11 protein-coding genes are annotated in these 12,111 nt (G+C 63.6%); 6 read left to right on the plus strand and 5 right to left on the minus strand.

Annotated elements, in window-relative coordinates:
• Positions 1–117: 117 nt before the first annotated feature.
• Together A9K66_RS23780 and A9K66_RS23785 are read right to left on the minus strand one after the other, a co-directional pair.
• A complete protein-coding gene (locus tag A9K66_RS23780) occupies positions 118–2,439 on the minus strand; it encodes an NADP-dependent malic enzyme (protein ID WP_067328387.1) in 2,322 nt (773 codons plus the stop codon).
• Between the two features lie 161 nt (positions 2,440–2,600).
• Positions 2,601–3,380 (minus strand): SDR family oxidoreductase, encoded by a 780-nt coding sequence (locus A9K66_RS23785; protein ID WP_067328390.1) that lies wholly within the window; start codon positions 3,378–3,380, stop codon positions 2,601–2,603.
• A gap of 117 nt (positions 3,381–3,497) precedes the next feature.
• Here A9K66_RS23785 and A9K66_RS23790 point away from each other — a divergent pair, with 117 nt between their 5' ends.
• A complete protein-coding gene (locus A9K66_RS23790; protein ID WP_082954046.1) occupies positions 3,498–4,328 on the plus strand; it encodes a UDP-2,3-diacylglucosamine diphosphatase in 831 nt (276 codons plus the stop codon).
• A gap of 141 nt (positions 4,329–4,469) precedes the next feature.
• Entirely contained in the window at positions 4,470–5,684 is a 1,215-nt protein-coding gene (locus A9K66_RS23795; RefSeq protein WP_067328395.1) for an MFS transporter, read from the plus strand.
• Here A9K66_RS23795 and dgcA read toward each other — a convergent pair.
• A complete protein-coding gene (gene dgcA, locus A9K66_RS23800) occupies positions 5,655–6,638 on the minus strand; it encodes an N-acetyl-D-Glu racemase DgcA (RefSeq protein ID WP_067328398.1) in 984 nt (327 codons plus the stop codon). The genes A9K66_RS23795 and dgcA overlap by 30 nt on opposite strands.
• 76 nt (positions 6,639–6,714) lie before the next feature.
• Between dgcA and A9K66_RS23805 the strand changes: the two genes are divergently transcribed.
• From A9K66_RS23805 to A9K66_RS23820, 4 genes are all read left to right on the plus strand, one after another.
• Positions 6,715–7,902, plus strand: coding sequence for an ABC transporter permease (locus tag A9K66_RS23805; protein ID WP_067328401.1), 1,188 nt, complete (start codon positions 6,715–6,717; stop codon positions 7,900–7,902).
• Position 7,903: 1 nt separating this feature from the next.
• The gene (locus tag A9K66_RS23810) at positions 7,904–8,722 is read left to right on the plus strand and encodes an ABC transporter ATP-binding protein (protein WP_067328403.1); all 819 of its coding nucleotides are present in this window, start codon (positions 7,904–7,906) and stop codon (positions 8,720–8,722) included.
• A gap of 14 nt (positions 8,723–8,736) precedes the next feature.
• Positions 8,737–10,110 (plus strand): MlaD family protein, encoded by a 1,374-nt coding sequence (locus tag A9K66_RS23815; protein WP_067328406.1) that lies wholly within the window; start codon positions 8,737–8,739, stop codon positions 10,108–10,110.
• A gap of 88 nt (positions 10,111–10,198) precedes the next feature.
• Positions 10,199–10,789, plus strand: a complete 591-nt coding sequence (locus A9K66_RS23820; RefSeq protein WP_156751133.1) for an ABC-type transport auxiliary lipoprotein family protein — start codon at positions 10,199–10,201, stop codon at positions 10,787–10,789.
• Positions 10,790–10,822: 33 nt separating this feature from the next.
• On the opposite strand, the gene A9K66_RS23825 is transcribed toward A9K66_RS23820, so the two are convergent.
• The gene (locus A9K66_RS23825) at positions 10,823–11,437 is read right to left on the minus strand and encodes a 3'-5' exonuclease (RefSeq protein ID WP_067328411.1); all 615 of its coding nucleotides are present in this window, start codon (positions 11,435–11,437) and stop codon (positions 10,823–10,825) included.
• 106 nt (positions 11,438–11,543) lie between these two features.
• A partial coding sequence (locus A9K66_RS23830; RefSeq protein WP_156751132.1) for a hypothetical protein occupies positions 11,544–12,111 on the minus strand: 568 nt, incomplete at its 5' end.

Consider the following 12,111-nt stretch of genomic DNA (forward strand, 5'->3'; position numbering starts at 1 on the left):
CCTGGAATCCCGATTGCCTGTGGAAGGCTACCGCGTCGTGGTTAACTGTTCCCTAGCTTACTAGCCAAACACAATTCCGCTGGCGCGAGCTCGCACAACCCAGAGCTCACCCTGAACTCAGATCGGGGCGAGCGCCTGCGCCTTGTGCGCCGCCTCGACCACCGCCAGTGCCGTCATGTTGACCACGCCGCGCGACGTCACAGAAGGGGTCAGGATGTGCGCGGGCTTGTCGGTGCCGAGCAGGATCGGCCCGACATGCAGCGCGTCCATCATGGCACGCAGCGCCGTCAGCGTGATGTTGGCCGAATCGAGGTTCGGGAACACCAGCAGATTGGCTTCCCCTTTCAGCCGCGAATGCGGGTAGACGCGCTGGCGCAGATGCTCGGAAAGAGCCGAGTCGGCATGCATCTCGCCATCGCACTGCAGCTCCGGCGCGATGCGGGCGAGGATGGCAGCGGCCTCGCGCATCTTGAGCGCGCCGGGCGAATCGCGCGAGCCGAAATCCGAATGCGACAGCAATGCTGCCTTCGGCTCGATGCCGAAGCGCTGGATTTCTTCCGCCGCCAGCACCGTCATCTCGGCTATCTCCTCCGCCGTCGGATCGACGGAGACATGGGTGTCAGTGAGGAAGATGATGCCGCGCTGCGAGATCAGCATCGACAGCGTCGAGAGATCGCGGTCCTTGATGCCGGGACGCGGCCCGATGATCAGCGTGACATTGCGCAGATGTCGCTCGAAGCGGCCTTCGAGCCCGCAAATCATCGCATCCGCATCGCCGCGCTTCAACGCAAGGGCGGCGATCACCGTGTTGTTGGTGCGCACCATGGTGCGGGCGGCTTCCGTCGTTATACCGCGGCGGCCGGCGAGTTCGATCAGCAGATCGACATAGTGCCGGTAGCGCGGATCGTCCTCCGGATTGATCAGGCCGAAATCGACGCCCGGCCGGATGCGCAGGCCGTAACGCTTCAGCCTGACTTCCACGACATGCGGACGGCCGATCAGTATCGGCTCGGCGATGCCTTCCTCCAGGACTACCTGTGCCGCCCGCAGCACGCGCTCGTCCTCGCCGTCGGCGTAGATGACGCGCTTGGCGCTGGCGGCCTTGGCCGAGGAGAACACCGGTTTCATCACCAGGCCAGAGCGGAAGACGAAGCGGTTGAGCTTGTCGACATAGGCCGCGAAATCGGAGATCGGCCGCGTCGCCACGCCGGTGTCGCAGGCGGCTCTCGCCACCGCCGGCGCGATGCGCAGGATGAGCCGCGGATCGAAGGGCGAGGGGATCAGGAAGTCCGGGCCGAAGACCGGCGTCTCGCCGGAATAGGCGCGGGCGGCGACGTCCGATGGCTCCTCGCGGGCCAGCGCCGCGATCGCTCTGACCGCGGCCATCTTCATCTCCTCGTTGATGGCGCTCGCCCCGCAATCCAGCGCGCCGCGGAAAATGTAAGGAAAGCAGAGCACGTTATTGACTTGATTGGGAAAATCGGAGCGCCCGGTGCAGATCATGGCGTCGGGCCGTGCCGCGCGCGCCACCTCAGGCATGATCTCCGGCGTCGGGTTGGCGAGCGCCAGGATCAGCGGCTTCGGCGCCATGTGCTGCAGGAGTTCTGGCTTCAGCACGCCTGCGGCGGAGAGGCCGAGAAAGACGTCGGCGCCGGGGATGACATCGGTCAGCGTGCGCGCCTGGGTGTCCTTCACATAAGGGTCTTTCCAGCGGTCCATCTCCTCGACCCGGCCTTTGTAGGCGACGCCGAAACGATCGGTGACCCAGATATTTTCGACCTTGGCCCCGAGCGAGACCAAAAGGTTGAGGCAGGCGAGCGCCGCAGCGCCCGCGCCGGACGTGACGATCTTGATGTCGGAGATCGATTTGCCGGCGAATTCCAGCCCGTTGAGCACCGCGGCGGCGACGATGATTGCCGTGCCATGCTGGTCGTCATGGAAAACCGGAATGCCCATGCGGGCCTTCAGCCGTTCCTCGACCTCGAAGCATTCAGGCGCCTTGATGTCCTCGAGATTGATGCCGCCGAAGGTCGGCTCGAGCGCGGCCACCGTCTCGACCATGCGCTCGATCTCGGGAGCATCGATCTCGATGTCGAAGACGTCGATGCCGGCGAATTTCTTGAACAGCACCGCCTTGCCTTCCATCACCGGCTTGGAGGCGAGCGGGCCGATATTGCCCAGCCCAAGCACCGCCGAGCCGTTGGAGACAACGCCGACGAGGTTGGCGCGCGCCGTGTAGTCGGCGGCGGCCGCCGGATCGTCCCGGATCTCGAGACAAGGAGCGGCAACGCCCGGCGAATAGGCAAGCGCGAGATCCCGCTGGTTGCCCAGCGGCTTGGTCGCCTGGATCTCGAGCTTTCCCGGGGTGGGGTGCTTGTGAAAGAAGAGCGCGGCCTCATCGAGGTCCGATCGGGCCGTTTTCTTGCTCTCGCCGTCCATTCGCGGCCCTCCTGCGCTTCTTGCTTTCGAGCCTTTTAGCATGCAGCGGCGATTCTTCGCGACGCCAAATGTCGGCCCTGGCATTCACGATGCCGAGGCGAAGATAATCAATCCATTTCAGCCTGTTGGCTCGGAAACTTGCGGCGGATTGACGAAGCTCGTCAGAACGCACTGACGTAGAGGCCGCCGTCGACCGGGATGTTCTGTCCAGTGAGATAGCCGGCATGAACCGAGCACAGGAAGGCGCAGATCTGGCCGAACTCTTCCGGCGTGCCGAGGCGCTTTGCCGGTACGTCGGCGCTGATGCGGGCCTTGCGCGCGGCGGCCGCTGCGGGGTCTTCCGGCGTGCCGGCTTCGTGCGGGCCACGCAACCGGTCGGTGTCGAGCTTGCCGGGCAACAGGCTGTTGATGGTGACGTTTCGGTCGATCACCGTGCGGGCCACGCCGGCAAGAAACGAGGTCAGGCCGGCGCGGGCGCCCGACGACAGGTCGAGGCCCGGGATCGGCACATAGACCGACAGCGATGTGATGTTGACGATGCGGCCGAAGCCGCGCTTGGCCATACCGTCGATGACCGCCTGAATCAGCTCGATCGGCGTCACCATGTTCTGCGTCACGCCTTCGAGGATTTTCGCGCGGTCGAGCTCGCGGAAATCGCGAAGCGGCGGGCCGCCATTGTTGTTGACCAGGATGTCGGGGGCGGGGCAGGCGGCAAGCAATGCCTTCTGCACTTCCGGCTTCGAGACGTCGCCCGCGATCTCGATCACCTCGACGCCGAATTTTTCGCGGATTTCCTGCGCCGTCTTCGCCAACAGCTCGGCGTTGCGGCCGTTGACGACAAGGTCGACGCCGGCTTCGGCCAGCGCAATCGCGCAGCCGCGCCCCAGTCCCTTGCTCGAGGCGCAGACGATGGCCTTCTTGCCGCGAATGCCGAGATCCATGGTGATTTCTCCTTTTTCGAGGGCGGCAAGCTAGCGCCTGGGCTGGACCAACCGCAACCGTCATACGGTTGTTGCATGAATCGAGGCATAGCACGCCAAAGAAAGGTGGAAATCGCGATGTCCGGTCCAGAGCCCCGCACTTTTCGCACCATGTTCATTTCCGACGTGCATCTCGGCTCGAAAGCGGCCAAGGCCGATTTCCTGATCGATTTCCTGCGCCACCATGACGCCGATACCATCTACCTGGTCGGCGACATCGTTGACGGCTGGCGCCTGCGGCGCAGCTGGCATTGGCCGCAGAGCCATAACGACGTGGTGCAGAAATTGCTGCGCAAGGCGCGCAAAGGCGCCTCGATCACCTACATCGCCGGCAACCACGACGAGTTCGCCCGCCAGTTCCAGGGCGTGCATTTCGGCGGCATCGTCGTTGCCGACCGCGCCATTCATGAGACCGCCGACGGCAGGCGGCTTCTCGTCATTCATGGCGACCAGTTCGACACTGTGGTGCACAATCAGCGCTGGCTCGCTTACCTCGGCGACTACGCCTATGACACGGCAATGCTGGTCAATCGCCTCGTGACGAGACTGCGCCACCTGCTCGGCCTGCCTTACTGGTCGTTCTCTTCCTGGGCGAAGGTCAAGGTGAAGAAGGCGGTGAACTTCATCGGATCGTTCCAGACGGTGCTCTCCGAGGAAGCGCGGCGCTCGCATGTCGACGGCGTGATCTGCGGCCACATCCATCACGCCGCGATCGAACGCTATGGCGACGTGCAATACATCAACACCGGCGACTGGGTGGAAAGCTGCACCGCGGTGGTCGAGCATTTCGACGGCCGCATGGAGATCCTGACCTGGGCGCATGTGCTGCCCGAAGTTCCGGCCGGCAAGGACGCGCCGGTGCGCGTCGATCTCATCGATCTCAAGGGCAGGGCGGTCAAGGCTGCCTGAGCGCCTTTCCGGCTCCGAGGTTGCTTGTCTTTCAACAGCTTTGGCCAGATCGACTGGTCCAGGCGGTTCCGCCGCTCCTTGCCGCGTGATAGGGATCGAAACGCGTTGCGGTCGTGGAATGCAGCGTAATTGGATCGATTCATGTCGCTGCCGCCACTTTCGCCTGAGCAACTCGTCAAGCCCGCCCATTTCGAACTGCGCATGAGCCTGATCTTCGCGACATTGTTCGTGTCGCAGGGGACCCATCTGCCCTATTTTCCGCTCTGGCTGGAGGCGAAAGGCTTCCACGCCGAACAGATCGCCGTCATCCTGGCGGCGCCGATGTTCCTGCGCGTCGTGACGACCCCGATGCTCACCGCGTTTGCCGACCGGGCGAAGGACCGCGCCAATGTCTATATCACGCTGGTCGCGGCGACGATGATCATTTCGGCCGGCTATTTCCTGCCGGCCACCTATGCGGGCGTGCTGGCCATCTCGCTGTTGCTTTCGATCCCTTGGACGCCGCATTCGCCGATGGCCGATTCGCTGGCTCTGTCGGGCGTCCGCCGCTTCGGCTCCAACTACACGGCCATGCGCAAATGGGGTTCGATCTCCTATTTCTGCGCCAATATAGTCGGCGGCTTCATCCTGGCGGCCACCGGCCCGCAAACTGTTCCGGCGATCATCTTTGTGGCCCTTGCCGCAGCGCTTGTCGCGGGTTTGTGGGCGCCGCGGATGGGCAAGCCTCGCAAGGCGTCGCCATTATCGGCGACCGACATTCAGCATTCGGCGCCAAGCCTCTTCAACGCCTATTTCCTCTATTTCACGCTGGGTGTCGGCATCATCACCGCCAGCCACGCCTTTCTTTACGGCTTCGTGTCGATCTACTGGAAGTCGATCGGCATCAGCGATTCCGTCGTGGGCCTGCTGTGGGCCTGGGGCGTGGTTGCCGAGGTCTGCATGTTCTTGTTCTTCAACCGCATTTTCGCCTCCGTTTCCGTCGTCAGGGTGATGGTGATCGCCGGCATCGGCTCGATCCTGCGATGGGTCGCCTTTCCGCTGGTCTGGCCGCTGGGCCTCGGCGTCGTCGGCTTCTTCGGCGTCCAGACGCTGCATGCGGTTTCGGTGGCGATGGTGCTGATCGGCCTGCAGAAGATGATCGGCGAAACGGTTTCCGAAGAGCGCACGGGCGCCGCGCAAGGCATCGCCTTTTTCTTCAACGGCTTCTTCATGGCCGCGGTCACGCTGGTCTCCGGCCCGCTCTACGATCGTCTTGGCGTCGACGGGTTCCTGGCGATGATCCCGATCGCGATCATCGGCCTCGCGCTGATCGGGCTTGCCGCGCGCTCAGCCCCACAGCGCCGGCTGAGGCGGTGAGACCAGCGAGCCCTGGTAGACGAGACCCGGTTCGCGGTCGTGCGCCAAGAGCAGCGGCCCGTCGAGGTCGACGAAATCGGCGCCTTGAGCCAACAGCACTGCCGGCGCCATAGCGAGCGACGTGCCGACCATGCAGCCGACCATGATGCCGAAACCCAACTCGCGGGCACGATCGCGAAGGATCAGCGCTTCGGTCAGTCCGCCAGTTTTGTCGAGCTTGATGTTGACGACATCATAAAGGCCAACCAGCGCTTCGAGGTTCTTCGCCTCGTGCACGCTTTCGTCGGCGCAAATCGGCACGGGATGCGCGATTTCGCGCAAGATGCCATCACGGCCGGCCGGCAGCGGCTGCTCGATCAGCACTATGCCGTGCTCGGCTGCGAATGCGAGATTCTCGACGATGTTGTTATCGGTCCAGCCCTCGTTGGCGTCGAGTATAATGCGGCTTTGCGGGGCGGCTTGCGTCACGGCGCGAATCCTTGCCGCGTCGTTGTCGCCGCCGATCTTGACCTTGAGCAGCGGTCGCGAGGCAGCGGTGCGGGCCTGCGCCGCCATCGCGTCAGGTTCGGCGAGCGACAGCGTGTAGGCGGTTTCAAGCGCCTTAGGCGAAACGACCCCGATCGCGTCCGCCACCGGCCTGGCGCCCAGCTTGGCTTCGAGATCCCACAAGGCGCAGTCGATGGCATTGCGGGCCGCTCCGGCCGGCATGGCCGCGAGCAAGGCGGTGCGGCCGATGCCGTCGATGATCTGGCCGCGCATCGCCTCGATTGCGGCGCGCACGCCTTCCATCGTCTCGCCGTAGCGCCTGTAGGGCACGCATTCGCCGCGCCCGACATGTCCGTTGTCGGCGATCGTCACGGTGATGACTTCGGCCTCGGTTTTCGATCCGCGCGATATGGTGAAGGTGCCCGCGATGGGGAATCGCTCCGCCTCGACCGAAATGACACGCGCCATATTTTTCTTCTCCGGCTGTGCGACCCGGTCTCCCGGCAAATCGACACGCCAGTCCCGTCACGCTAAACAGGACGCCATGTTGACCATCCGCAAACGCGACGCAAGCCGCACGCCCGCCGGTGATGCCAATCACCAGCCGCGCATTATCGTCGGCGAGGAAGGCGACGTAATCGGCTGCGCTTTCTCGGGTGTCTGGACGACGCGGACCGTGGCATCGGTCGATGCGGAGATGCGCAAGATCGAAAACCGCAACAGCGCCAAGAAGCTGATGCTCGACCTTTCCCAGATCGAGAAGATGGACACGGCCGGCGCCTGGCTGATCGATCGGCTGGCGAGCGCTTTCGAGAAGAAAGGCGTCGAAGTCCATGTGCAGGGGCAGAGCGAGATCGCCTCAATCCTGCTCGGCGCGGTCGGCGACGCGGTGCGACGCGAACCCGAATCGGGGCCGGCCGGACCGCCCAACATCATCCTGCGCGCGCTGGAGCTGGTCGGCCGCCGCGTCTACGAGATGCGCGACGATTTTCTGGCCTCGATGAACATCCTCGGCGCCACCATCCGCGGCGCGCAGATGAAGCTCGGCCGCGGCCATGCCGTCAATCCGGCAGCAATCTTCAACCAGATCGATCGTATGGGCGTCGGCGCCATTCCGGTGGTGGTGCTGATGTCGGCCATCGTCGGCGCCATCGTCGCCCAGCAAGGCGCTTATCAGCTCAGCTATTTCGGTGCCGACATTTTCGTCGTCGACCTCGTCGGCGTGCTGATCCTGCGCGAACTTGGCGTGCTGATGACCGCGATCATGCTGGCCGGCCGCTCGGGCAGCGCCATCACCGCCGAGATCGGCTCGATGAAGATGCGCGAGGAGGTCGACGCGCTGAAGGTGATCGGGTTGAACCCGATCGGCGTGCTGGTGTTTCCGCGGCTCGTCGCCTTGGTGATTGCGCTGCCGTGCTTGACGATCATCGCGAATTTCGCCGCGCTCGGCGGCGGCATCATCGCCGCCTGGCTCTATTCCGACATTCCACCGGCGGCATTCATCGATCGGCTGCGGGTCGCCATCGACCTCAGCACCATTTTTGCCGGGCTGATCAAGGCGCCGTTCATGGCCATGATCATCGGCACCATCGCTTCGGTCGAGGGCATGAAGGTCGGCGGCAGCGCCGAATCGCTCGGCCAGCACGTGACCGCGTCGGTGGTGAAGTCGATCTTCGTCGTCATCATCCTCGACGGGCTTTTCGCCATGTTCTACGCATCGATCGGGTTTTGAGATGGCGGTTGCAAGCGGCAACGGGGTCAACACGGCGCAGAACGCGGACGAGAGCGAGATCGTGCTTTCGGTCCGTGACGTCACGGTTGCCATCGAAGACAAGCTGATCCTCGACAAGCTTTCGCTCGACATCGAGCGCGGCGAGATCCTGGGGTTCGTCGGCGCCTCGGGCGCCGGCAAGTCGGTGTTGCTGCGCACCATCCTCGGGCTTATGCCGAAGCAATCGGGAACCATCAGGCTGTTCGGCGTCGACGTCGACAAGGCAAGCGAGATCGAGCGCCTGCGCATCGACATGCGGCTCGGCGTCCTGTTCCAGCACGGCGCGCTGTTTTCGGCGCTGACGGTGCTGGAAAACGTGCAGGTGCCGATGCGCGAGTATCTCGACCTGCCGAAGAAGCTGATGGACGAACTCGCCATGCTCAAGGTCGAGTTGGTCGGGCTGCCGCCGGATGCAGCGCAGAAATTCCCCTCCGAGCTGTCCGGCGGCATGATCAAGCGCGCGGCGTTGGCTCGCGCGCTGGCGCTCGATCCAGACATCGTCTTCCTCGATGAGCCGACCTCGGGCCTCGATCCGATCAGCGCGGCCGAATTCGACGAATTGGTCGTCAAGCTGCGCGATACGATGGATTTGACTGTCTACATGGTCACGCACGACCTCGACACGCTGTTCACCGCCTGCGACCACGTGGCGGTGCTCGGTAAGAAGAGGGTGCTGGTCGAAGGCACGATCGACGACATGCTGAAAAGCGAGGAGCCGTGGGTAAAATCCTATTTCCGCGGAAAACGCGCCCGGCAACTTGATCTTGCGGCTCGCGCATAGCCATAAGTGAGGTAATGGAAACCAGAGCCAACTACGTCATTGTCGGCATTTTCACGCTGGCCGCGATCCTCGCGGCCTTCGCCTTCGTCTACTGGACGGCCGCGATCGGCGAGCGTGGCGAGACGACGCTGTTGCGCGTGCGCATCCCGGGCTCGGCTTCGGGCCTTGGCCGCGGCAGCTTCGTGCTGTTCAACGGCGTCAAGGTGGGCGACGTCAAACGGGTCTATATCGATGTCGACAACCCGACCGTCGCCATCGCCGACACCGAGATCGACCGCATGACGCCGATCACCAAGTCCACGCAGGCCGATATCGGGCTCGCCGGCCTCACCGGCCAGGCCAATATCGAGCTGAAAGGCGCCGATCCCAAGGAAGTGAAGCTGCTCGACCAGGCCGAGAAAGAAGGCAGGGTTCCGGAGATCGTCGCCAATCCGTCGGCCGTGACCAACCTGCTGCAGACGGCGCAGAACATCTTCACGCGTGCCGACAAGGTGCTTTCCGAGTTGGAAGGCTTCACCAAGGATGTTCGCGGACCGCTGACGCAGACAGTCAAGAACGTCGAGACCTTCTCCAACGCGCTGGCCAAGAATTCGGACGGCATCGATAAATTCCTGTCCGCCGTGAGCTCGCTTTCGGAGCAATTGCAAAATGTGTCGGGCCGACTCGACAGCACGCTGAAGGCGGCCGAGGGCCTGCTCAATTCGGTCGACAAGGACCGGATCAAGAGCATCGTCGCCAATGTCGACACGGTCACCGCGAACCTCAAGGAAACCAGCGGGCAGTTGGACGACGTGCTGAAGAACGTCGATGCCGCGGTGGGGTCGGTCAACGACTTCGCCAAGCAGACGCAAGGGACGCTCGCCAAGGTCAACGGCGTTCTCGATGGGATAGATCCGGCGAATGTCCGTACGGCGCTCGCCAACATCCAGAAGGCAAGCGACAGCGCCAACAAGGCGGCCGCCGACATCGCCAAGGTCACCGACAAGATCGCCAACCGCTCCGACGACATCAACGATACGATCAAGAATGCCCGCCAGCTTGCGCAACGCCTCAACGACGCCTCCGTGCGCGTCGACGGAATTCTCGAGAAGGTCGACAAGCTTCTCGGGTCCGGTGAAGCCAATGGCGTAATGGCCGATGCTCGGGCGACGCTGAAGTCCTTCAAGCAGGTTGCCGATACGCTGAACTCTCGGCTGGGCACCATCGTCGACAATCTGTCGCGCTTCTCCGGCCAGGGGCTGCAGGATGTCGAGGCGCTGGTCCAGGCCAGCCGGCGCTCGATCAGCCGAATCGAGGAAGCGGTGACAGATCTCAGCCGCAACCCGCAGCGCATACTGACGGGCGGCGAGGGGGAGGTCCGTCAGTTTGACGGCAGGGCACGGCGTTGACTTCCGCTGCTGCGAACGCCAAGAACATGGATTGCAGCTGTAAGTTGATCGTCAGATCCGGGGACAGTGGGGATCGCGCGTGAAGTCAGTGAGAGGGTTGAAGTCCGTTGCTGCCGCGGCGCTCGTGTTCACGCTTGCAGGCTGCGCGGTACTGGGGGGCAGGCCGGCGCCGCTCGACACGTTCGAGCTTTCCGCGCCTTCGCTCGACATGCGGGGCCACAGCCGCCGCCAGATCCTGATCGCCCAACCCTCGGCGTTGAAGGCGCTGGACAGCCAGAACATCGTGATCAGGCCGTCCGACCAGTCGATCCAGTTCCTCAAGGGCGCGCAATGGGCGGACCGCCTGCCGCTGATCGTGCAGGCAAGGCTCGCCGAGACTTTTCAGCGCTCCGGCAGCTTTGCCGGTGTCGGCAAGCCGGGCGAGGGTTTGGCGATCGACTACCAGATCATCGTCGAGGTGCGGTCCTTCGAAGTCCGGGTCAATGGCGGCGAACATGCCGATGTCGAGCTGTTCGTGCGCATCCTCAACGATCGCAATGGCGAGGTGCGCGCCTCGAAGGACTTCACGGCCAGCGCACCGGTCTCGGGCGGCGGAAATGCCGCTTATGTCGGTGCCCTAGACAACGCGTTCGGCCAAGCGGCGAAGGACATCGTCCGCTGGACCGATTCGGTGATCTGAACGAATGCGCGTGCCGGTGCGGTGCCACGCAGGCTACAAACACTCGAAGACGTCTGCCTGCAATTTTTCGGATTTCAACAGATGTTGCAGGGTGTAGGTCAGCGATAGCGCATCGTCGAGCGCGTCGTGTGCCCGCAACGGAGCGTGGTCGACGCCATAATAGTCCGCCAGCTTGTTGCTGGGTGTCCTCGCCAAATCTTCGATCGGCATCCCTGCCGCTAGCAGCAGCTTGACTGCATTGTCGAACCGGTTGGCTGGTATGGAAACGGGAATGCCGGCGACATAACAACTGATCGCGACCATGTTCAGCTCGTCCTTGCCCCAGGACCAAAAGCGCGCACCGTCGGAGAACCGGTCGATGTCGGCAAGAGCTTCTGCCAATCCGACTCCCTCGGTCTCCAGGGTTTCTTCAGTGATGCCGGTGAGCTGGGTGAAAAACGGATCAAGCGCGTATCCCCGGCCGAATCGGTCAATCGGTTGCACATAGGCGCGGTGCGTGCCTAATAGGGGAAACTCCCCCTCAAGTCCGAGCTTTACTGCGCCGACCTGGGCTATGACCGGATCGGGATCATGAGCCGCGCACCAAAATCTGCGTTGCGAGCCTTGGAGGCAAAGAAATTCGCAGTCGAAGATTATCGCTGTCTTCAAGGCCTTCCCGCCAATTCGAAGATGGGACCTGCGTCAAACTGGAAGTGGATTCTAAAATGAAGAAGCGGAGCAATGGCCCCGCTTCAGTGTCTGATATGTGCCCCGCTCAGTGCAGGCGGCCGCTGGCGTGGGCCAGCATCGTGTAGACCTTGCCGGTGTCCGACGTGAGATAGGTTTGCGCCATGATGTTGTCGCGGTCGTTGCGCGACACATCCTTGAGCAGCTTCTCGAAATCGTCGCAGTAGCGGTCGACGGCGGCGCGGAACTCGGCCTCGGCCTGATACTTGCGGCGGATCTCGTCGAAGGTCTGCTGGCCCTTCAGCGTGTAGAGCCGGCGCGTGAACACGTCGCGCTCGCCGCGGCGGTAGCGGTTCCACAGCTCGATCGAGGCGTCATGGTCGATGGCGCGGGCGATGTCGACGGACAGCGAATTGAGCGATTCCATGACATGCAGCGGCGAACGCTGGGCAGGGGTCGCGCGCGGTGCTTCCGCGGGCGTCGCCGGCTTCAGCTCTTCCTCGCGCGAGGCGTTGGTCAGGAGATCGCGCACCCAGCCGCCCTGCTGCGTGCGGCCGTTCGGATCGCGGCGCGGCGCTTCCGCCGGGCGCTCGAGATCGAGGGTGCCGCGCAGCGTCGTCTCGCCGAGCGGTGCCTGCGGCGCCGGCGGGCGGCGC

It is taken from the genome of Mesorhizobium sp. AA23 (assembly GCF_001672435.1).
Classification (GTDB): domain Bacteria; phylum Pseudomonadota; class Alphaproteobacteria; order Rhizobiales; family Rhizobiaceae; genus Mesorhizobium.